22 protein-coding genes are annotated in these 20,670 nt (G+C 43.0%); 11 read left to right on the plus strand and 11 right to left on the minus strand.

Features of this window, described 5'->3' with window-relative positions; genetic code table 11:
- The first annotated feature begins 76 nt into the window (after positions 1–76).
- The 5 genes from mazG (at position 77) to FPZ42_RS00540 (ending at position 4,234) form a co-directional block, all read left to right on the plus strand.
- Positions 77–880 (plus strand): nucleoside triphosphate pyrophosphohydrolase, encoded by an 804-nt coding sequence (gene mazG / locus FPZ42_RS00520; protein WP_146268547.1) that lies wholly within the window; start codon positions 77–79, stop codon positions 878–880.
- A gap of 65 nt (positions 881–945) precedes the next feature.
- Positions 946–1,404 carry a hypothetical protein gene (locus FPZ42_RS00525; protein WP_146268548.1) on the plus strand — a complete coding sequence of 153 codons (459 nt, stop codon included), beginning with the start codon at positions 946–948 and terminating at the stop codon, positions 1,402–1,404.
- Between the two features lie 108 nt (positions 1,405–1,512).
- Entirely contained in the window at positions 1,513–2,067 is a 555-nt protein-coding gene (locus FPZ42_RS00530) for an RNA polymerase sigma factor (RefSeq protein WP_146268549.1), read from the plus strand.
- Positions 2,060–3,463 (plus strand): outer membrane beta-barrel protein, encoded by a 1,404-nt coding sequence (locus FPZ42_RS00535; protein ID WP_146268550.1) that lies wholly within the window; start codon positions 2,060–2,062, stop codon positions 3,461–3,463. Before FPZ42_RS00530 ends, FPZ42_RS00535 begins: the two co-directional genes overlap by 8 nt.
- Positions 3,464–3,535: 72 nt before the next feature.
- On the plus strand, positions 3,536–4,234 hold the full coding sequence (locus FPZ42_RS00540; RefSeq protein ID WP_146268551.1) for a hypothetical protein: 699 nt from the start codon (positions 3,536–3,538) through the stop codon (positions 4,232–4,234).
- Position 4,235: 1 nt separating this feature from the next.
- Here the strand turns inward: FPZ42_RS00540 and FPZ42_RS00545 are convergent, their stop codons facing one another.
- The gene (locus FPZ42_RS00545) at positions 4,236–5,456 is read right to left on the minus strand and encodes an ABC transporter permease (protein WP_146268552.1); all 1,221 of its coding nucleotides are present in this window, start codon (positions 5,454–5,456) and stop codon (positions 4,236–4,238) included.
- Between the two features lie 80 nt (positions 5,457–5,536).
- Between FPZ42_RS00545 and FPZ42_RS00550 the strand changes: the two genes are divergently transcribed.
- The 3 genes from FPZ42_RS00550 to tnpA are packed head-to-tail and all read left to right on the plus strand — an operon-like array spanning position 5,537 to position 8,178.
- The gene (locus tag FPZ42_RS00550) at positions 5,537–6,778 is read left to right on the plus strand and encodes an exo-beta-N-acetylmuramidase NamZ family protein (RefSeq protein ID WP_146268553.1); all 1,242 of its coding nucleotides are present in this window, start codon (positions 5,537–5,539) and stop codon (positions 6,776–6,778) included.
- Positions 6,779–6,795: 17 nt separating this feature from the next.
- Positions 6,796–7,713, plus strand: a complete 918-nt coding sequence (gene fmt, locus FPZ42_RS00555) for a methionyl-tRNA formyltransferase (RefSeq protein ID WP_146268554.1) — start codon at positions 6,796–6,798, stop codon at positions 7,711–7,713.
- 3 nt (positions 7,714–7,716) lie between these two features.
- Positions 7,717–8,178 carry an IS200/IS605 family transposase gene (tnpA, locus tag FPZ42_RS00560; RefSeq protein ID WP_146268555.1) on the plus strand — a complete coding sequence of 154 codons (462 nt, stop codon included), beginning with the start codon at positions 7,717–7,719 and terminating at the stop codon, positions 8,176–8,178.
- Between the two features lie 636 nt (positions 8,179–8,814).
- Here the strand turns inward: tnpA and FPZ42_RS00565 are convergent.
- A complete protein-coding gene (locus FPZ42_RS00565) occupies positions 8,815–9,489 on the minus strand; it encodes a hypothetical protein (RefSeq protein WP_146268556.1) in 675 nt (224 codons plus the stop codon).
- Between the two features lie 98 nt (positions 9,490–9,587).
- On the opposite strand from FPZ42_RS00565, the gene FPZ42_RS00570 reads away from it, so the two are divergent.
- A complete protein-coding gene (locus FPZ42_RS00570; RefSeq protein WP_146268557.1) occupies positions 9,588–10,385 on the plus strand; it encodes a DUF3050 domain-containing protein in 798 nt (265 codons plus the stop codon).
- Between the two features lie 365 nt (positions 10,386–10,750).
- Here FPZ42_RS00570 and FPZ42_RS00575 read toward each other — a convergent pair whose 3' ends face one another.
- A complete protein-coding gene (locus FPZ42_RS00575; RefSeq protein WP_146268558.1) occupies positions 10,751–11,584 on the minus strand; it encodes an aminotransferase class IV in 834 nt (277 codons plus the stop codon).
- Between the two features lie 132 nt (positions 11,585–11,716).
- Positions 11,717–12,754 (minus strand): RluA family pseudouridine synthase, encoded by a 1,038-nt coding sequence (locus tag FPZ42_RS00580; protein WP_146268559.1) that lies wholly within the window; start codon positions 12,752–12,754, stop codon positions 11,717–11,719.
- 45 nt (positions 12,755–12,799) lie between these two features.
- On the opposite strand from FPZ42_RS00580, the gene FPZ42_RS00585 reads away from it, so the two are divergent.
- The gene (locus FPZ42_RS00585; RefSeq protein ID WP_146268560.1) at positions 12,800–13,693 is read left to right on the plus strand and encodes a 1-aminocyclopropane-1-carboxylate deaminase/D-cysteine desulfhydrase; all 894 of its coding nucleotides are present in this window, start codon (positions 12,800–12,802) and stop codon (positions 13,691–13,693) included.
- 53 nt (positions 13,694–13,746) lie between these two features.
- Here the strand turns inward: FPZ42_RS00585 and FPZ42_RS00590 are convergent, their stop codons facing one another.
- The 7 genes from FPZ42_RS00590 to FPZ42_RS00620 all read right to left on the minus strand — a co-directional run bounded on the left by FPZ42_RS00590 (position 13,747) and on the right by FPZ42_RS00620 (position 20,062).
- Positions 13,747–14,286, minus strand: coding sequence for an Mpo1 family 2-hydroxy fatty acid dioxygenase (locus FPZ42_RS00590; RefSeq protein WP_146268561.1), 540 nt, complete (start codon positions 14,284–14,286; stop codon positions 13,747–13,749).
- A gap of 60 nt (positions 14,287–14,346) precedes the next feature.
- On the minus strand, positions 14,347–15,912 hold the full coding sequence (rny, locus tag FPZ42_RS00595; RefSeq protein WP_146268562.1) for a ribonuclease Y: 1,566 nt from the start codon (positions 15,910–15,912) through the stop codon (positions 14,347–14,349).
- Between the two features lie 299 nt (positions 15,913–16,211).
- Entirely contained in the window at positions 16,212–16,505 is a 294-nt protein-coding gene (locus FPZ42_RS00600) for a cell division protein ZapA (protein ID WP_146268563.1), read from the minus strand.
- Positions 16,506–16,526: 21 nt separating this feature from the next.
- Complete coding sequence (locus tag FPZ42_RS00605) at positions 16,527–16,814, minus strand: hypothetical protein (protein ID WP_146268564.1); 288 nt, start codon at positions 16,812–16,814, stop codon at positions 16,527–16,529.
- Positions 16,815–16,853: 39 nt separating this feature from the next.
- Positions 16,854–17,231 (minus strand): four helix bundle protein, encoded by a 378-nt coding sequence (locus tag FPZ42_RS00610; protein ID WP_146268565.1) that lies wholly within the window; start codon positions 17,229–17,231, stop codon positions 16,854–16,856.
- Positions 17,232–17,280: 49 nt separating this feature from the next.
- Positions 17,281–19,680: a phenylalanine--tRNA ligase subunit beta gene (gene pheT, locus FPZ42_RS00615; RefSeq protein ID WP_146268566.1), complete on the minus strand. Its 2,400-nt coding sequence runs from the start codon at positions 19,678–19,680 to the stop codon at positions 17,281–17,283.
- Positions 19,681–19,837: 157 nt separating this feature from the next.
- Positions 19,838–20,062 carry a hypothetical protein gene (locus FPZ42_RS00620; protein WP_146268567.1) on the minus strand — a complete coding sequence of 75 codons (225 nt, stop codon included), beginning with the start codon at positions 20,060–20,062 and terminating at the stop codon, positions 19,838–19,840.
- Positions 20,063–20,113: 51 nt separating this feature from the next.
- Here FPZ42_RS00620 and FPZ42_RS00625 point away from each other — a divergent pair, with 51 nt between their 5' ends.
- Positions 20,114–20,656, plus strand: a complete 543-nt coding sequence (locus FPZ42_RS00625) for a hypothetical protein (RefSeq protein WP_146268568.1) — start codon at positions 20,114–20,116, stop codon at positions 20,654–20,656.
- Positions 20,657–20,670: the final 14 nt, after the last annotated feature.

Genomic DNA, 20,670 nt, shown 5'->3' on the forward strand with positions numbered 1-20,670 from the left:
TTACCAGTCACTATCTGCAAACTACTCACTGATAACTGCCAACTGAATAAGTATCTTTGTGTAAACACAAAATATTATGGCTTTAACAGCACCAGTTGCATCACATAACCCAAGCGGCGCATTTGAGCGCCTGCTTACCATCATGGACGACCTGCGCACCAATTGCCCCTGGGACAAGAAACAAACCCTGGAGAGCCTGCGCCACCTCACCATAGAGGAGACTTACGAACTATCAGACGCCATCCTGGCCGCCGACATGACGGAGATAAAAAAAGAGCTTGGCGATATTATGCTGCACATGGTTTTCTATGCAAGGATCGCGTCTGAAACCAAAGACTTTGATATTACCGATGTGTTGAACAGCATTTGCGATAAACTGATAAACCGCCATCCGCATATTTACAGCGATACGCATGTGAACGATGAGGCAGACGTTAAACGCAACTGGGAACAGATAAAGCTAAAGGAAGGCAATAAATCGGTTTTGGGTGGTGTACCGGCATCGTTACCTGCGCTGGTAAAGGCATCGCGCATACAGGAAAAAGCGCGTGGCGTAGGCTTCGACTGGGAAAATAAAGACCAGGTTTGGGATAAGGTTGAAGAAGAACTGCAGGAATTTAAAGACGAATTTAACACTGCTGACGAAACCCTTATAGATAAAGAAAAGGCCGAAGGTGAGTTTGGCGACCTGCTGTTCTCACTCATCAATTACGCACGCTTCATCAATATCAACCCTGAAGATGCCCTTGAAAAAACCAACCGTAAATTCATTAAACGCTTTCAATATCTCGAAGAAAAAGCCCGCGAGCATGGCAAGAACCTGCACGATATGAACCTTGCCGAAATGGACGTTTTTTGGGAAGAGGCAAAAAAAGTTTAAACGTTTGTTTTTTGTTGTAGCGTTTTCAATTTCAATAACGTAATCCAATTTGTAAATCAGTTCATATGAAAAGATTAAGATACTTGATACCAGTTTTACTGGGTGTGGCCTTAACATCAAGCTGTTTAAAGGGTAATGATCAACCTGTTACTCCTAACCCTGAAGGTGCTTTCAGCGGCGAGTTCAGGCTGATAAGCAGGAAGCCGGGACAAACAAAAATTGATACTGCTAAATGCAACATCTCATTGTCGTTAACACAAGCAACGGCATCTTACTCGGTTGGCGGCGACACTTCGAAGATTCATGCAGCCAGCAAAGGTTTATATGGCATAAACGGACAAGGCATCGGCTTTGCCGATAAATCGGTACCTGCAACTTTAGCCACTACTAATGCGCCCATCATTAACGGCAAGGCACATTTACATGGCACTTATTTATTTGTTTATAACGGCAGCGTTTTACAGATGAAAACCATTATTGGCGATTCGCTGGCATTTGAATACGATCTTAAAAAGATAAACTAAGCTATACATAGCGTACATAACTGCTATTGCACTATTTTTTGAGGCGGCTGTAACGTTTGGGAATTGGAGGCGTACTGTATATTGGCAACTAAGCAGTGTTACAATTAAATGCATTTACTTCACCGCATTACTGAGGAAGAGATCGTCAGTAAATGTAAATCTGGCAGTATTAAACACCAGGAGCTCTTATACAAGCAGTTCTATGGCTACGCTATGGGTGTAAGTATGCGATATAGCCTAAACGAAGACGATGCATTAGAGGTAGTGAACGATGCTTTTATAAAGATATTTAATAACATAACAACCTATAATACTGATAAACCTTTTAGGGCCTGGCTGCGCACCATTGTGGTAAACACAGCAATTGACAGGCGGCGTAAGGAGCTAAGGCACCAGGCCAATACAGATATTGAAGATGCTTACGAGGTTGGCCATAACGCCACCGCTGTTGAAAGCCTAAATGCACAGGATATATTAAAGCTGATGAAGCAATTGCCGCAGATACAGCTTACAATTTTTAACATGTACGAAATAGATGGATATAACCATGATGAGATAGGGCAGATATTAAATTTGCCGGCAAGCTCGTCACGGGTGTACCTGAGCAGGGCGAAGGAAAAGCTCAGGCATCTTTTAACAATCGAATCACGTAACCATGGATGAGCAGTTTGACGACAACAGACTAACCAACCGCATACGGGAAGTGTTCGATAACTACGAGCACCCGTCTGCAGATCATGGTTGGGAACAATTCAGGAAAAAATACCCTGCTGAGGGTAAAGACCGCAAAGTAGCCATGCTTTGGTGGAGCAGTGCTGCAGCAATAATTTTGCTGATGCTTGGCGTTGGCCTTTGGTTTAAAGGACAGGATAAAACACCGCAAAATAATATCGTTTTAAAACCTGCTGCTAAACCACTTGAAAAAGATTCGTCAACAAATCTTGTTCAGCCCAACCAAACACCTGCAATGGCAAGCACAGAAACACCGACGGATACAGCTGTTAAAAAGCCTTACCAAAGTTCGTATGTGCATTCCTTAGCTGCGGGGCCGGTTATGGCTTATCAAGTGAGGCATTATAAGGAAGCTTCAACGTTATCTAATGCAGAACAGCCTGTTAAAGCTACTGAACCCGAAAATAACCAGGCTAACAATACGCCTGTAAAGGATAACGGTATTGTATATACAACTACTCCAATCGATACGGTTAAGGCGCAACAGGTACAGCAGCCGCAGCTTTCACAAACAACCAAACCGACGGAGAGTGCAACCCAACAACCGCAGCAAACCACTATCGCGGCCAATAACAATACTAAGCGATCAGGCACCATCATGGATATGTTTGAGCGTGAAAAAGGCACGCAAACCGCACAAAGGCAACCAACAGATAAGGGAGATAAAAAAGTTACTTTCAGCGTATTTGCTACCACCTATTTCAATTACGCCGAAGGCAGTACCAACCAGGTTAATGCAGGCGCAGGCTTTGCGTCTGATTTCAGGCTGACTAAAAAGCTTAAGCTATCAACAGGTGTAGCATTGGCGCAAAACTCGCTTAACTACGGCTCTGCCAATACTGCGCCGCAGGCAGCATTTGCTGTGGCTGCTAAGGCCCCTGTATTAAGGCAAGGAGGTTTCTTCGCCATGTCTGCAGCTTTGCCGGTATTCCGCAATTACAATGTGAGTATGCTGGGTATTGATGTACCTATAAACTTGAAATATGAATTCAATCCGGATAAAACAGATGCTTTTATCTCTGCTGGTTTAAGCTCTGGAACCTTCTTTAATGAGAATTATACTTACCGTTATACTTACAGTAATGGAACTGTGTCTAACGCAGCAGATGCAGGGCAAGACCAAAGCCAGTCGGTACGCGGCAACAGTAATTTCTATTTTGGCAGGCTGCTCAACCTATCATTCGGTATAGGTTACCCGATAGGTACCAACAGGCTGATAGTTGAGCCATTTGTAAAATATCCGCTCGGAGGTTTAGGTGCGCAGGATATTCGGTTTGGATCGGGCGGTGTCAACTTGAAGTTCAGCTTCAAAGGCGGCAGGAGATAAGTATAGATAAAGGGTATTTTCGCTATTTTAGAGCGCACTGCATTTTTATATATTTGCGCACTAACTTATCACATGAAAAGAATTTTATCATCACTCGTATTGTCCTTTTTTTATCTGACAACCCTTGCTCAACAAACAGAATTTTCCTTTGGTGCTTACAGAACGCTGATGCATTTCTCCGGATCTGGGTCCGCTGGTACAACATCAGTTAGTAGCACCCCTTTTAACCGCCTTGCTAACCCATATGGTACAAAAAACGGTAGCAGCTTCGGCTTCTTTATACAAGTCCAGGTAATAAATAAACATAACTTTATTGCAGGTTTACAAGCAGGTACCGATCAATTAAGAAGCAAGATACAGGTAACAAGATATACAACATCAGCCAGTTGGGATACATATTATGCAAACGGCATAGTAAATCAGGATAATCAATACATAAATGCCAATCCTTATGTTGGTTATAGATTTACTTTCGGCAAAATGAGTTTAGATGCTTTAGTAGGTGCGGAGGCCGGTTTTCAGTTGGTTTCAAACATCGAAGGCTTTGTTAAAAATGAAAATGGACAACAGTATAAAGTTGAATACAGGTTCGATAACCTAAAAACGGATATACGTGCTAAGGCAGGATTTGCTGTGCATTATGATAGGATCAGCTTAAATGCAAGCTACGCCCATGGCTTTACTGACCACGGCGATGGAACATCGGTTGCCGGTCCACGAGGTGCTTATACCAACGTTTTCAGGTTTGGAGTAGGCTTCAAAGTATTTTAAATCACTTAAACCGTATTGCCTTAACCGGTGTAATGCGTGTAACCAGCGTTGATGGGATGATCAACACCAGCAGGCAAATAACCAATGTACCCGCATTAAGCAGAATCACATCCATCCACCGCAATTGTATAGGGATGAACGTCATGTAGTAAGACGATTGGTCGAGCTTTAAGAAATGGGTACTTTCCTGGAAAAGTGCCAAACCAACGCCGAACGCATTGCCCAGGAGCAAACCCAAACCTATCAACCAGGCAGCATTATGTAAAAACACTTTTTGAATAAGCCAGTTTGATGCACCCATGGCCTTAAACATACCTATCATTGATGTACGCTCCAATATCATGATGAGTAGGGCAGATATCATATTGATCACTGCCACAATAGTCATCAATACCAGCATCACCACGGTGTTAACATCAAGCATGTTCAGCCACTCAAATATGGTTGGATAGTTGTCTAAAACAGTGTAAGATTTAAGCGTGATAGGTATGCGACTCTCAACGGCTTCTGCAGCAACGGCAATGTCGCCAAAATTCTTAAGTCGAACTTCGTAACCGCCAATCTCCCCTTTTGTCCAGTTATTAAGGCGGCGCACCAGGTTAAGATCCCCTATCACGAAGGTTTTATCTACTTCCTCTACCCCTACATCAAATACGCCCACAATTTTCAGTTTACGCTTGCGCACGGGCTCCTGCACAAAATACATCCACAAGTCGTCGCCTGCTTTAAGTTTGAGGCGATTGGCGGTAGTTTGCGAAATCATGATCTGTTTCATCGCTTCGGCAGAGTCTGCAAAGTTCATCACCTTGCCGGCCACCAGGTTACTTTTTAAAAAATTCCAGTTGTAGGTGCTATCTACACCTTTTAAGATAACGCCTTCTATCTCGTTATTTGCTTTGATGATGCCGGGTTTGGTTGCGTAAGCGTGCACATCGCTAACCAGATCAACCGACTTGATACCCTTTACGTATAAAGCGCTATCAACAAATGCCGACCGCTCATAAGATACATTGTTGTCAGTTTTAACCACTTGCATATCGCCTGCAAAACCCCTAACCTTTTCCCGTATTTCTTGTTTAAAACCACGGATAATCGCAATAGAAAGTATCATTACACCAAGGCCCAGCATAATGCCGATAATGGCAATACGCACAATGAGCTTTGAGAATGTGCGTTTACTTTTAAAAGTTATGCGGTTTGATATAAATGCGGCGAAATTCAATGTAGAATGTTTTTGTACCTTCGCAAAGATGCGTTTTTACACGTAACATACTGCCATTAAATTTGCTTTAAAAATCAGCTATGAAAGGCATAAAAATATACACGCTCCTGATAACTGCTACCATGCTCACCTGCAGTTGCGACGATTTTGCACAGGTAAAAAATACCCCCGGCAAAAGCGAAGCAACAAGCGTTAAAAAGATTACCTACCCCATACTACCCGCGGCCGACCGTACCGAGCTTTACCTGCCCTATTTGAAAGGCCGTAAGGTAGGTATGCTTATCAACCAGACATCCATTATCGGCAGCAATAAAAAACCGCTGATAGACAGCCTGATCAAATTAGGTGTAGATGTAAAAAAGATCTACGGTCCCGAACATGGCTTTAGGGGTAACGCAAGCGATGGCGCTACGGTTAGTTCTACAAAAGACCCGGTTACAGGTCTGCCCGCTATATCCCTGTATGGCAAACACTTTAAGCCAACCAAGGAAGACCTTGCCGGTATTGACCTGATAATATTTGATGTACAGGATGTGGGTACTCGCTTTTACACCTACATCTCTACCCTGCATTATGTGATGGAGGCCTGCGCCGAAAACAATATCGAATTGATGATTTTAGACCGGCCAAACCCAAACGGAGTTTACGTTGACGGCCCGATATTAGACACAGCAAAATTCAGATCGTTTGTAGGCATGCACCCGATCCCCATTCTCCATGGAATGACGATTGCCGAATATGCCCAGATGATAAATGGCGAGGGCTGGTTGAAAAACAAAGTACAGTGCAAGCTAAAAATAGTTAAGGCAGGCAACTATAACCGCAACATGGATTACACATTACCTGTAAATCCGTCGCCTAATTTAAACACACAGCAATCCATTTTACTTTATCCGCATATTTGCTTTTTTGAGGGTACAAAGCTAAGCCTCGGCCGTGGCACATTATTCCCGTTCCAGGTAATAGGCAGCCCAAAACTGAAGGATAAATATGATTTTTCATTTAAGCCTGTGAGCATACCCGGCATGAGCGATAACCCGCCATTAAAAGATACTGTTTGCTACGGCCTCGACCTCAAAAATTACAATATGCAAACCATCCGCAAAAGCGGAAAACTTAACTTGGCCTGGATAATTGATATGTACAAGATCTACCCGGATAAAGAGCATTTCTTCACGGCCTACTTTAATAAGTTGGCCGGCAATGCCGAGCTGAGAAAGCAGATAACCGATGGGAAGACCGAAGCGGAGATACGCCAAACCTGGGAGCCTGGTTTAATTAAATTTAAAGCTACACGCAGTAAATACTTACTATACAACTAAGCCAAACACTACTTGATATGAGAATTGTTTTTATGGGCACACCTGCCTTCGCCGTTGCTTCCTTAGATGCTTTACTTACCGCTGGCTGTGATCTTGTTGGCGTGGTTACAGCTCCAGATAAACCTGCAGGCCGCGGACAAAAGGTAAGCGAATCTGCTGTGAAACAATATGCGGTAGCCAACGGCTTAAAAGTGTTGCAGCCCGAAAAACTGAAAAGCTCTGAATTTATTGCAGACTTAAAAACACTGAAAGCTGACTTGCAGGTAGTAGTAGCCTTTAGGATGCTGCCAGAGGTGGTTTGGAATATGCCGCCTAAAGGCACCATAAATCTGCACGCTTCATTGTTACCGCAATACCGAGGTGCGGCACCAATCAACTGGGTAATCATCAACGGCGAAAAAGAAACCGGGGTAACTACTTTTTTTCTGAAACATGACATAGATACCGGTGATGTGCTATTTACCGAAAAGGTAACGCTTACCGGCTCTGAAACAGCAGGCGAACTGCATGATCGGCTCATGAATAAAGGCGCAGGCTTATTGGTAAAAACTGTTAAAGCGGTTGAAAGTAACAAGTACAACGAGCATCCACAAGAGCAATTGGCGGCAGGTATTGATCTGAAACATGCCCCTAAGATTTTCAAAGATGATTGCCGGATAGATTTTAACCAACCGGCAGAGCAGGTGTATAATCTTATCCGTGGCTTAAGTCCATCGCCGGTAGCATATACCATGTTAAACGATAAAGTGCTGAAGATCTACAATGCCAGCTATGAACAAGGTGAGCCGGGTATATCGGCAGGCGGCTTTGTCACCAATCATAAAAACAACTTAAAATTTGCCACCAAAGATGGTTTCATCAGCGTAACCGATGTACAACTCGAGGGCAAAAAGCGAATGAGCATTGAGGAGTTTTTACGTGGTGTGAGGTTGTAGGTTATGAGTAATACTTACTCACAGCTTTACATCCATATCGTATTTGCCGTTAAAAATCGACATGCTCTATTAAGCGATGCATGGGCAGAACGTTTAAGATTGTACATTACTGCAACAGTACAGAATAACGGGCATAAAATGCTTTGCATCAATCACATGCCAGATCATGTTCACATGCTTATCGGTCTAAATCCGGCGCAATCAATTTCTGATTTGATGCGATTGGTAAAAGGTGATTCGTCCGAATGGATCAACAAAGAAAGATTGACATCTTCTAAGTTTCAATGGCAGGAAGGCTACGGCGCTTTCAGCTATAGTAAATCACAAATAGACAATGTAGTTAAATACATTATCAATCAGCAGGAACATCATAAAAAGGTTACTTTCTTAGAGGAATACATTAAGCTGCTTGACAACTTTGGTGTATCTTACGATGAGCGATATATCTTTAAGGAGCCTATTTAATTCTTTAGGGGTAGCTCCTATGGAGCAAAAATTCACTTCGGTATTTCTCTACAAAGCGGTAGCCTCTAACGAGGCATTCACGAAACGCTATATTGATTTGAATATAAAAGTTACCAACCCATAGGAACAACAGCTTTGTAATTTCTACAAAAGGATAATCAATAACGAGGCAACCCGGAAATTTTATATTGATTTGAAAAGACGAAAGTCCCCATCCCTTAGGAACAACCGCTTTATGATTTTCTACAAAAGGGTATTCAATAACGAGACAACCCTGAAATTCTACATTGACTTGAAAAAGACGAAAGTCCCTGTCCCATAGGGACTACCGCTTTGTAGAATCATAAGTAAAATATTTTTTTGTCCCGTAGGGACTACCCAACGATGGCTATGCCTTAACTTTCAACTTACTCACCCTGTAAATAAACACAAACATCAGCGACGTGGCTGAAAAAGACAAAGTCCCTGTCCCATAGTGATAACCGCTTTGTAATTTTCTACAAAAGGGTAATCAATAACGAGACAACCCTGAAATTCTAAATTTTGAAAAAGACAGTCCCTATCCCATAGGGACAACGGCTTTGTTGCTACAAACAACCAAGCTTTTTTTGTCCCGTAGGGACTATCCAACAGCTGCTATGGCTTAACGAGCAACTTACTCACCCTATAAATAAACACAAACATAAGTGATGTGGCTATTGCCCCAAACGTATGCCACAAAAAGTGGGTACCAATGCTTAACGAGGTGTATTTGTCATACACTCTGAAACCTATTGCGAAACCAAATGATATGAGCGCGGCAAAAACCAGCCAACTGTTTTGCCAGCGCGTTTTCCAAAGCAACAACATCAGTGGTAAAACTATCATGAGCACCATAATGGTGTAGTTTAGGCTGATCGTTAACTGAATATCGTATTTTGGTAAAAACCGCCTGATACCGAAGGTTAGCCCAAGAAAAACCACGAGTGCTATTATGCCTATATAATTTTTCCCGCTGAATTTTATCCAAAAATATACGCTTGAGATAAGACACAGTATGGCAATCGGTAGCCAATCCATCATAATGAAAACCGGCCAGCGCCGCAAGCCATGGTAGGTGGTACTTCCAATGCAGCCAATGAGAAGTAACCAGGTAGCCACACTTAAAAAAGCATATCGCCTGTCAAATCCTTTCAATTTTATCAACCAATAAATACCCGGTATTAAAAACAGGGCTGACGATACCATGTTAAAAGGTTCCGGGAAAAAGTGGTGGAGATCGGTCTCGGTATATATCAATCCTCCATCCGGCGGGTGTATTTGCATGGGCATTTTACAACTGTTATGGTTATCAATTTAACGTCATAAAGTACAAACTGTTCGGCGATAAAATATTAATAACCGTACTTTTACATTCCAGTAATAAGGCAATGACAGAACAAAATCAACGCATTTCAGCATTAAAGCAACAGATAGCGCCGCTACGCCAGCAATTGATCAATCACCCGTTGTATGACCACATTAACACGCTTGATGAATTGCATCTTTTTATGCAGCACCACGTTTTTGCGGTTTGGGATTTTATGTCGTTGTTAAAAGTTCTGCAACGTAACCTTACCTGCACTACCCTGCCCTGGATGCCGGTTGGTAACGCCAATACACGTTACCTCATCAACGAAATTGTCACCGGCGAAGAAAGCGATGTTGACCAGCACGGCAACCGTACCAGCCATTTTGAGCTGTACCTGAATGCCATGCAGCAAGCCGGCTCAAATGCAGCTGGCATCGTATCGTTGTTTAAGGAATTAAGCATGCAGGCCGATATTAAAAAAGCGTTGAAAAGTGCTGATATGCCGGAAGCTGCGCGAATGTTTATTGAACATACTTTTGACGTGGTAAACAATGCCCAAAGTTATTTACAGGCTGCCGTATTTACTTTCGGCAGGGAAGACCTGATCCCGGGTATATTCACCAGCATTGTAAAAAAGCTGAATAGTGAAACCGCAGGCAAGCTTGATATTTTTGTGTACTACCTGGAGCGCCACATTGAGGTTGACGGCGACCATCACTCTAACCTTGCCTATGAAATGACCGCCGAACTTTGCGGTACCGACGACACCAAATGGCAGGAAGCAACCATTGCTGTTGAGCAGGCCCTGCAAGCCCGCATTAACCTTTGGAATGGCATACTGGAAGGTATAAAAGCCAGTGTTGTGGAAACTATCTAAACTAAAAGAATAATCTTAACCCTATTTCTTTTCTCCACTCCGTCAGCAAAAAAGCTTCGGGCGAAATCGGGCAGAAAGATGGTGGCCTGTGCGCGGTAAGGGCATAGCAATACTTGCCTGAAGCTATGGCTATGTGCGAACGAAGTGGCGGGAAGATTTTGCAGCCCGTGGTTCTGCCCGATTTGCGCGGGAGAGGCTGTGAGCGCAAAGAAGCATCTTTGCTGACTTGATCTTTTGCTTCTTTTGTATCAAGACAAAAGAAGTAGCCTCTGCGGCGATGAGCAGACTGACATTAATTTACAGCACAATCTTAGCGTGTGAGATGCCGAAATAAATTCGGCATGACGATTTCCGCCCCTTCTTTCTTACAACTTATTCAATTCATCAATCAGCGCTTTACTGATGCGGTTAAAATAGCGTTTAACGCCGTAGCCCATTACCCATTGTATCCCTTTGGTTGCATTGGTTAGGAAAACTTCGTCAGCCTCGTTCAATATCTCTGCATTGATCTGTGCTTCCATTACCGGGATGTTATTGTCCCGCGCAAGTTGTATCACTACCCGGCGCATTACGCCCTCAACGCAGCCTTCGCTTAAAGCGGGTGTGTATAAGTGGCTTTGATACCATACAAATATGTTTGAGCTGCCAGCCTCGCATAAATTGCTACTATCGTTAAGCAGAAAAATATCATCCAAACGGTTCTGTTGTTTAAATAGCCCGGCCATTACGTAGAGCAGCGAATTACATGTTTTGATGTTAGACAAGTAGTTAAAAGGCTTCTTCAACTCGCTGTAAACATCCATTATCAGGCCTTTATCGTTTAAGTAATAGCGTGGCTCATCCAGAGGTTGGATCTCCAGGCAATAGGCCATTTTGTTTTGCGATGGCGTATACAAGCCTTCAGCATCACGGAAAACTGTTAAACGTGCACGACCATGTTTTATCTTATTACGGCGCGCGAGCTCATGTACTTTCTCTTTCAAGAACCAGGTGTCCGCTTGCGAATAGCCATCTATTTTTAGGGCCTTCATGCCCTTTTGTAAACGATCTGCATGCAGCTCAGGGAAGTTGAGCTTACCCTTCATGACACGCATACTTTCGAAAAGACCGTCGCCGTATCTAAAAGAGCGGTTAGCAACTGTAAACAACTTACTGTCCTCGGGTATCAATTCTCCGTTAAAATTTATCAAAACCGGCATAGGTACTCGGGTTGCGGAATTAGAACTGTTTGACAACTTTATTTATATGAACACTTTTTAACAGAAAAAATTACTTCTCGTGGGAATATTTGCTTTCAGAAACGGCTGATTTTATCTTTTGTTCGCACCGTGTTAAACTTCTTTTTCAGCACCTGCATATTTGCGCCATTTCTCCAGCACACCCTCAAAATCGGCAGGTAGGGGTGCTTCAAAATAGATGTTCGTTTTTTTCGACGGATGCACAAACCCAAGCGACTGCGCGTGCAATGCCTGCCTCGGCATTACCTCAAAACAGTTGTCTACAAACTGGCGGTATTTATTAAACACTGTTCCTTTCAGTATTTTGTCGCCGCCATACATGGCATCACTAAACAGCGGGTGGCCAATGTGTTTCATATGCGCACGGATCTGGTGGGTGCGGCCGGTTTCCAGTTTGCATTCTATCAGCGTAACATACCCCATACGCTCTAAAACCTTGTAATGCGTTACTGCCCATTTACCTTTCTCAGGATCATCATAGATAGACATTACGCGCCTATCGTTAATGCTGCGGCCAATATAACCGGTTACTGTGCCGTCTTCGGCAATGTCGCCCCATACCAGCGCCAGGTAGCGGCGGTTGATGGTATGGTCAAAAAACTGCTTGGCCAGGTAGTTCATACTGCGCTCGTTCTTGCTGATGAGCAGCAAGCCGCTGGTATCTTTATCAATGCGGTGTACCAGCCCGGGGCGGCCATCATTACCCGGTAAAGTAGGCAGTTGCTGAAAGTGGTAGACCAAACCGTTTACCAACGTACCGGTGTAGTTGTTATACCCAGGATGCACCACTAACCCGGCAGGTTTATTTACAACCAGTACATCGTCATCCTCGTAAATAATATCTAAAGGAATATTCTCCGGATAAACTTCCGTATCGCGGGGCGGATGTGGTAATACCACGGAAATTATATCGCCGGGTTTTACCTTATAGCTGGCTTTGATTGGTTTATCATTAACCAACACGTTATCAGCCTCAATAGCGGTTTGTATACGGTTGCGCGATGCATTTTCAACACGGTGCATCAAAAATTTATCAATACGCAGTAACGATTGCCCTTTATCAACCACAATACGCAGGTGTTCGTACAGGTCCTGCTCCTCACTATCAATAATCAGGTTATCGTCCGTCATGCGGCAAAAGTAAGGTAAATCAGGATAACTTTATAAGTTTGCAGTATGGATATCAGCCTGGATATATATAGCCCCGTGCAGCCACTGCATAACCAGCTTTTTGCGGATAAGGGGCTGCAGGTTTATATCAAACGGGATGATCTGATACACCCAATCATATCCGGCAATAAGTGGCGCAAGCTTAAATACACCCTACAAGAGGCGAACAGGCAGTGTAAAAGCCATCTGGTCACATTTGGCGGGGCTTATTCGAACCATTTAATGGCTACGGCAACCGCCGCCGCTAAGTTTGGCTTTAAAGCCACGGGCTTTGTAAGAGGTGAAGAAGTGAGTAACGATACTCTTTTTATGTGCCGCCTGCACGGCATGGAACTCATTTTTACTGATAGAGACAGCTACCGCGGTAAGCAGGCTTTGTTTGGTAAACATTTTATGGATGATCTCGATGCTTTCTTCATAGATGAAGGTGGAGCCTCAACAGAAGGTGCCCAGGGCGTTGCCGAACTGATAGACGAGTTACCTGAAACCTACCACCATATTTTTTGCGCCTGCGGTACAGGAACAACCGCAGCAGGCATTATAAATGGCTTAACCACTCATAGGCTGCCAACAATTTTCAATGGCGTACCGGCCTTAAAAGGCGGCGATTTCTTAAAAGAAGATATCGACAGGATGCTAACCTCTTTTGCTGATTACCTCATGCATACCGATTACCATTTTGGCGGCTACGGCAAAACCACGCCGGAACTGATCGAATTCATCAAAAAATTTATTGCAGAGACCGGCATCCTGATAGACCCTGTGTACACAGGCAAAATGCTTTACGCTTTATATGATCTGGCATCTAAAGACTACTTTTCTCCGGGCAGCAAAATATTGACTATCCACACCGGTGGTGTTTGGGGTTTGCTGGGGATGAAGGAGAAGTTTGGGTTTTAAAGATTAAAAACTCCCTCCTTTTGGAGGCAATTGCGCAGGCTGTAATATTTTTTTTAATACTTCAGCTTGATCTTCCTTGCTAAACGGTACATCACCCATAGCGGAGTAACATAAAACAGCTTACTATCATCGTTAAAAGATTGCTCTTTGCCTTCTATTTTGCCGCCTATGTACTGGCCCACTAACGATAACATCAAAACCCCTACGCTTATTAAGCCTAAAGGCGGACCACCGGCTTTTTCCCAAGTCTCAAACTGAATAATGAGATAGCTAAATCCAAACATCAGGAACAGCATCAGATACGATAGCATTGGCGACTGCTTAAGGTAGTAATAAACCGCAACGGCGATAACAAAAGACGCCCAATTAAAGTAACCCTGGTACGCCTTTAAAAAGCCGATCTCAGGAAAAGGCATTGCCCATGCCATACCCAATATCCCTAACACCATCAGCGGAACGCAAATATAATGCAGCAGCAGGTTGGTAGGGTTTTGATGACTGGCATCCAATCGGGCAAAAATGAGTTCAACGGGGCGCAGGTCTTCCTGCTTTGGTTTGGCGGGGGTAGAATATTTGTGGTGCTGTTTACCCATGTTTTAAAAACAAAAAAGCCCTCCCCGTTTACAGAGAGGGCTTGTGCAAAGCTATTAAAATTATTTTGCGAATGCCACTGAACGGGTCTCGCGGATAACGGTAACCTTTATCTGACCTGGGTAGGTCATTTCGGTTTGGATGCGGTTTGAAATATCAGCTGCCAATACTTCTGACTGTGCATCTGATATCTTCTCGCTCTCTACCACAACGCGCAGCTCGCGGCCTGCCTGTATAGCAAATGTTTTTTCTACACCAGGGTATGATAAAGCTAAGTCCTCAAGCTCCTTTAAGCGCTTGATGTAACTTTCTACCACCTCGCGGCGTGCACCCGGCCTTGCGCCTGAGATAGCGTCACAAACCTGAATGATAGGTGATAACATAGACGTCATCTCTACCTCATCATGGTGAGCACCAATGGCGTTGCAAACTTCAGGGTGTTCTTTATATTTTTCGGCCAACTGCATACCCAAAATTGCGTGAGGAAGTTCAGGATTGTCATCCGGCACTTTACCAATATCGTGTAACAAACCAGCGCGTTTTGCCAGTTTCACGTTAAGGCCTAATTCTGCCGCCATGGTAGCACAGAAGTTAGCCACCTCGCGCGAATGCTGCAACAGGTTTTGCCCGTATGATGAACGGTAACGCATACGGCCAACCATACGGATCAGCTCAGGGTGAAGGCCGTTAATACCTAAGTCGATAACAGTACGCTCGCCGATCTCTACAATTTCTTCTTCTATTTGCTTTTTGGTTTTGGCAACCACTTCCTCAATACGTGCCGGGTGGATACGTCCGTCCGTCACCAAACGGTGCATAGCCAAACGGGCAATCTCGCGACGAACCGGATCAAAGCCCGAAAGGATAATAGCCTCAGGTGTATCGTCAACAATGATCTCAATACCGGTAGCAGCCTCAAGCGCACGAATGTTTCTACCCTCGCGACCTATGATACGGCCTTTTATCTCATCATTCTCGATGTTGAAGATAGATACCGTATTCTCGATGGCGGCCTCCGTAGCTGTACGCTGTATGGTTTGAATTACTATCTTTTTAGCCTCTTTATTAGCAGTAAGTTTAGCTTCGTCAACAATATCTTTAATCTGCGCCATTGCCTTGCTGCGCGCTTCCTCGCGCAGGTTATCAACCAATTGGTTTTTGGCATCTTCCGCGCTTAAACCTGCAATGGTTTCCAATTGAGCTACGTGCTGATTCTTAAGATGTTCAACCTCTTCCTGCTTCTTTACAACAATATCAGTTTGGGTTTCCAACTTTTTGCGAATACCATCCAACTCAGTCTCCTTACGATTAAGGTTTTCCAGTTTTTGGTTGTACGATTGTTCTTTTTGTTTGATGCCATTCTCGCGCTGGTTAAGCGTATTGTTTTTGGCATTCACTTCCTGTTCGTGCTCGGCTTTCAACTGCAGGAACTTCTCTTTTGCTTCTAACAAACGGTTCTTTTTCAAGATCTCCGCATTGTTCTCAGCATCCTTCAATATTTTCTTTACCTTATTTTGGGCTGCTACTTCCTGGTCTTTAAACAATTTGCGCAGCAGGAAACGCCCTATGACGATCCCTGTGGGGACACCGCACAGCACCCCTATAATTACATATAATACACTGTTCATTCTTTTTTAAGGTTATAAAATAAAAAAACCGCAACTAAACTTCTAAGTGTTCATGTATTGTTAAAACTTCTTGTCGGATGTGTCGGATCACGGGTTACCGTTAAAATACACGATCAACGCATGCCTCCTTTTTGATCCGGAGATATTGAAGCGTTAAGTTTTTAATAGTGAAAACTTAAAATTTAACTGCGGTTAAATCTTAAAATGCTCGTATGCTAAGTCAAAAATCAAAAGTAAAAATTCAAAGCCTGCGTGGCTTTTGACTTTAAACTCTATACTCTTAACTTAAAAAAAGAACGTTATTGTTTAGAAAAAAAGTTGTTTAGCAAATGATCTAACTGATAAACCTTTTCGGCAACCTCGGTATCTTCCGTGCTTACCTTTTTATCTGCTTTTAACGATGATGTTGCGTAATGCAGCACACACATTGATAAAAGATCCTGTTTATCCCTTACCGCATAATTTTCCTGGTATTCTTTTATACGGTCGTTAATCAGCTTTGCTGCCCTTCTAATAATCTCTTCCTCTTCCATGTTTACCTTTAGCGGGTAAACTCTGTCAGCAATATTTATTTTTATTGAGATTTCTCCCATTTGAGCTTTTCACTTTCTGTATTACTTTTTAAGCAACACAATACACTTATCTATTTCCTGCACAAAGTCGTTAATTTTTTGCTTAATGTCAACACTTTTTTCATTTGTTTCTGAAAACGACTTTGCCAACTTCAATACACGAAGCTTCTCCTCCAGTTCTTTGGTCTTGTTGGTACTGGCCTTAAGGGCAACATTCAACGCTTCGCTCTCCAGCTTAAGGAGATCATTCTCCTCCTGCAAGGCAGCGCAAAGCTCTATCAGCCTTTCAGTTTTTTCTACTACGTTACTTAGTTGGTCAGCTATGTTCATTAAAGATTAGAGATCAAAGATTAGAGATTAGTTGCCTGGTTAATTTGCTTTTGATAATAATGATTGATTTCTCAAATATTTGATATAACCATTTATCATCTTTATGCACTCCTCACAATCTTCTTTGTACTTATTAAACGTTTCTTCCTTAATATAATTTTCATCGAGCGCTATCACTAAATGGTCTATGGTTTCTATCGCTGAGCCACGGGCATTAAGCAAAAATTTAGATGAATCTGCAAAATGATACCTACCATGGCCCTCAGCGATATTATTACCTATCGACCTCGAAGATCTAACAATCTGATCAGTCAATCTATATTTTTCTTCCGAGGGAAAAGACTTGGTTAATACTGAAACGTTATTCCTTAACATTCTCGATTTTTTCCAGACTTCAAGGTCGGTGAATGACTTCATAGCTATTAACAATTAAATTAACTAATCTCTAATCGCCAATCTCTAACCTCTATTTCCTTATCTCCGCTCCTACTTCTTTGCCTAAATTATAAATAATTTTCTGCATGATGGCGTCGATGGCTTTGTCAGTCAAAGTTTTTTCAGTGTCTTGCAGAATAAAGCTTAACGCATAAGATTTTTTACCGGCCGGTAACTTGTCGCCCTGGTAAACGTCGAACACACTGATCTCTTTCAGGAGCTTTTTATCCGCACGTTGGGCGATCTGTTTTAATTGACCAAACGTTACTGCTGTATCAACCAACATGCTTAGATCGCGGCGCACGGCAGGAAATTTAGATACTTCCTGGTAAACTATAACGTTCTTGCGCACCGCATTCAATACAACATCGAAGTTGAAATCGGCGTAGAAAACTTCTTTATCCAGGTCAACTTTCTTCAGCGCATCTTTTGCAACCGCACCAAATTTAACCAGTTGTTTGCCATTAAGCGTATATTGGAGGCCATAAGCCAGCTTGCTGCAGGTAGCATCTTCAACCGAGTAATCAGTGATCTTTAGGCGTTGCAAAATACCATCAACAATAGCCTTAAGGTTATAAAACGATACCTGCGTTTGCTTTTGGTTCCACTGCTCGGCGGTATCGTTACCTGTAATAAATATTGAAAAACGCTGGTTCTCAACGTATTTATCCTCTTTGATTGAATAAACCTTTCCAAACTCGTAGAACTTTAAGTCGGGGCTTTTGCGGTTTTGGTTGTAGGCGATAGCTTCCAGACCAGAGAAAAGCAGTGTTTGGCGCATAGCATCCAGATCGCTGCTTAGCGGGTTCACTATTTTAACGGCACTCTCCGGTTTATCAGAATATGCCAGTTTGGTTAGGGAGTTGGCCAGCATCTCGTTGAAGCCATTGGCGCTCAGCATGTCTGAGATAGCGTTTTGTACGGTATCTTTTTCAGGGCGCTGCGAGGTATTTAACGACGCACGGATCTGCGTTGGGATCTCAATATTGTTATAGCCATAAAGGCGCAATATCTCCTCTATCACGTCTACCTCGCGGGTAACGTCCACGCGGTAAGGCGGTACTTTAAGCGATAAGCCTTCCGCTGTTTCGTTAACGATCTCGATATCAAGCGAGGTCAAAATGCTTTTGATAGTATCGTTACCGATAGCTTTGCCGATCAAACGGTCGATATTTTTGTAAGTTACCTCAACATCAAACGGTGCAACCGGTGCCGGGTAATGGTCAAAAATTTCTGATGATACCTGTCCGCCTGCCACTTGCTGTATCAGCAATGCTGCGCGTTTTAATGCAAACACTGTCATATCGGGGTCGGTACCACGTTCAAAACGGAAAGATGCATCGGTTTTTAACCCGTGACGTTTGGCGGTTTTACGTACCGATACCGAATTGAAATAAGCACTCTCCAGGAAAATGGCTTTTGTACTCTCTGTAACGCCCGACTTTGCACCACCAAAAACACCGGCTATGCACATCGGCTCATCAGCATTGCAGATCATCAGGTCATCGGCCGATAATTTCCTGTCCACATCATCCAACGTTTTAAAAACTGTCCCTTCAGCAACGTTTTTAACGATCACTTTGCCGCCTGCAATAGTAGCGGCATCAAATGCGTGCAGCGGCTGCCCTAACTCGTGCAGTACGTAGTTAGTAACATCCACTACATTATTTATGGAACGCACGCCGATAACCGCTAAACGCTGCTTTAACCAATCCGGAGATTCTTTAACCTCTATACCTGAAATGGTAACCCCAGAGTAACGCGGAATTGCCTGTTCGTTCTCTACCACCACTTCAATATTCAGGTTGTTATTATCAACTTTAAATGCAGATACATCGGGCTTTTTAACGGCAATTTTAAGGAAGGCTGCTATATCGCGTGCAGTACCCAGGTGCGATGCTGCATCTGCACGGTTAGGCGTGAGGCCTATCTCGTACATATAATCGTCCTGAACGTTGAAGTGCTCTTTGGCAAGTTTGCCCACAGGCACATCGGCATCAAGCACCATAATGCCTTCATGGCTGTGGCCAAGGCCAATTTCATCTTCAGCACATATCATGCCTTCAGATACTTCTCCGCGTATTTTTGATTTGTTGATCTTAAAAGGTTCGCCAGTTGTTGGGTGTACCATGGTACCTACGGTTGCTACAACCACCTTTTGACCTGCAGCAACATTGCTTGCTCCGCAAACAATTTGGAGGTCTTCGCCTGTACCAACATCAACTTTGGTAACCTTTAGCCTATCGGCATTGGGGTGTTGGGTAGTTTCTTTAACGTAGCCTATCACCAGGCCCTCTAAGCCCCCGGCTATGGCCTGCACCTTCTCAAGGCTTTCAACCTCAAGCCCCGTGCCGGTTAATATTTTTGATATCTCCTCCGGAGATTTTTCAGTATCAATAAACTCTTTAAGCCAGTTGTATGAAATTTTCATTGCAAGGGCAAAGATAGAACTTTGTATTGAACCGTATATAAACAAAAAGCGCCATTGCGAGGTACGATGCTATCTCCAGACTTTACAGGGCGTACCTACCTATGTAGAGATTGCTTCGTACCTCGCAATGACGCGTGGACTATTTTGTTGGAAATACTTAAAGCTTATCATCACCATCCACATTCAACGTGTAAGATGGCTCAGAAGCATCATAAGCCTGATTGGCCTGGTCGGTTTCGTCTATTTCGCCGATATCTTCATTGGTATCATCAAAGCCATTGCTATGAATATCCTGCTGGCTCATTTGCTCTTCATTCTCAGTTTGGCTTAACTGATCATCCTGTTGCAGCATATCGTCTTGTTCTTCCGGTTGAGTTGTCATGGTAGTTTGTTTTAGTTTACACGAATAGAACGCGAAGGAGTATGGCGTTGTTTGAATTTACTTCCTATTTTAGAAGGTATGTTAAATGCTCAACCTACGCACAACATTTCCGCTTTGCGGGCTATCGATTTGATAAATGAGGGTATCCCTATAGTTGATACATATGTACAGGGAAATATAGATATTTCATTTGTAAACTCTGTTAAGGAACTAAGCTTCTTTAATTGTATTGTAGAATCATTTTTAGCGGAAGGTGTTGAATTTGCGGCGCCGATGAAACTTATAAACACTCATTTCAAATCATGCCAATTTCGATACGCATATTTTTTAAACGGACTGACAATTGAAAACTGCGTATTCGACCAAAATTTAAGCTTTGAATCCGGAGGACATAATCAACCAAACTACCCAGTTATTATCAAAGGAAATGTATTTAATGATCGCGTTGATTTTTTTGATTGCTGGTTCAGATCCAGTGTAATAGTAACAGAGAACAACTTTTTAAAAGGCACTAATATTCAAAGCAAAAACCAAATGATAACCTTTGATATCGAACCAACTATAACCAATAATATTGGAGACCTATCCTCTTAAGAAGTTTCTTTTTG

Origin of the sequence: Mucilaginibacter achroorhodeus, assembly GCF_007846095.1 — a bacterium.
Taxonomy (GTDB): Bacteria; Bacteroidota; Bacteroidia; order Sphingobacteriales; family Sphingobacteriaceae; genus Mucilaginibacter; species Mucilaginibacter achroorhodeus.

Excerpts from the sequence above, each read along its gene's own strand:
- FPZ42_RS00580 (WP_146268559.1), bottom strand. The coding sequence starts at position 12,754 with ATGACGGACGATAACCTGATTATTGATAGTGAGGAGCAGGACCTGTAC.
- FPZ42_RS00620 (WP_146268567.1), bottom strand. The coding sequence starts at position 20,062 with ATGACAACTCAACCGGAAGAACAAGACGATATGCTGCAACAGGATGAT.
- FPZ42_RS00610 (WP_146268565.1), bottom strand. The coding sequence starts at position 17,231 with ATGAAGTCATTCACCGACCTTGAAGTCTGGAAAAAATCGAGAATGTTA.
- FPZ42_RS00585 (WP_146268560.1), top strand. The coding sequence starts at position 12,800 with ATGGATATCAGCCTGGATATATATAGCCCCGTGCAGCCACTGCATAAC.
- FPZ42_RS00570 (WP_146268557.1), top strand. The coding sequence starts at position 9,588 with ATGACAGAACAAAATCAACGCATTTCAGCATTAAAGCAACAGATAGCG.
- FPZ42_RS00540 (WP_146268551.1), top strand. The coding sequence starts at position 3,536 with ATGAAAAGAATTTTATCATCACTCGTATTGTCCTTTTTTTATCTGACA.
- FPZ42_RS00590 (WP_146268561.1), bottom strand. The coding sequence starts at position 14,286 with ATGGGTAAACAGCACCACAAATATTCTACCCCCGCCAAACCAAAGCAG.
- FPZ42_RS00535 (WP_146268550.1), top strand. The coding sequence starts at position 2,060 with ATGGATGAGCAGTTTGACGACAACAGACTAACCAACCGCATACGGGAA.
- FPZ42_RS00525 (WP_146268548.1), top strand. The coding sequence starts at position 946 with ATGAAAAGATTAAGATACTTGATACCAGTTTTACTGGGTGTGGCCTTA.
- mazG (WP_146268547.1), top strand. The coding sequence starts at position 77 with ATGGCTTTAACAGCACCAGTTGCATCACATAACCCAAGCGGCGCATTT.
- pheT (WP_146268566.1), bottom strand. The coding sequence starts at position 19,680 with ATGAAAATTTCATACAACTGGCTTAAAGAGTTTATTGATACTGAAAAA.
- FPZ42_RS00565 (WP_146268556.1), bottom strand. The coding sequence starts at position 9,489 with ATGCCCATGCAAATACACCCGCCGGATGGAGGATTGATATATACCGAG.
- FPZ42_RS00605 (WP_146268564.1), bottom strand. The coding sequence starts at position 16,814 with ATGAACATAGCTGACCAACTAAGTAACGTAGTAGAAAAAACTGAAAGG.
- FPZ42_RS00600 (WP_146268563.1), bottom strand. The coding sequence starts at position 16,505 with ATGGGAGAAATCTCAATAAAAATAAATATTGCTGACAGAGTTTACCCG.
- FPZ42_RS00575 (WP_146268558.1), bottom strand. The coding sequence starts at position 11,584 with ATGCCGGTTTTGATAAATTTTAACGGAGAATTGATACCCGAGGACAGT.
- FPZ42_RS00550 (WP_146268553.1), top strand. The coding sequence starts at position 5,537 with ATGAAAGGCATAAAAATATACACGCTCCTGATAACTGCTACCATGCTC.
- rny (WP_146268562.1), bottom strand. The coding sequence starts at position 15,912 with ATGAACAGTGTATTATATGTAATTATAGGGGTGCTGTGCGGTGTCCCC.
- FPZ42_RS00530 (WP_146268549.1), top strand. The coding sequence starts at position 1,513 with ATGCATTTACTTCACCGCATTACTGAGGAAGAGATCGTCAGTAAATGT.
- fmt (WP_146268554.1), top strand. The coding sequence starts at position 6,796 with ATGAGAATTGTTTTTATGGGCACACCTGCCTTCGCCGTTGCTTCCTTA.
- tnpA (WP_146268555.1), top strand. The coding sequence starts at position 7,717 with ATGAGTAATACTTACTCACAGCTTTACATCCATATCGTATTTGCCGTT.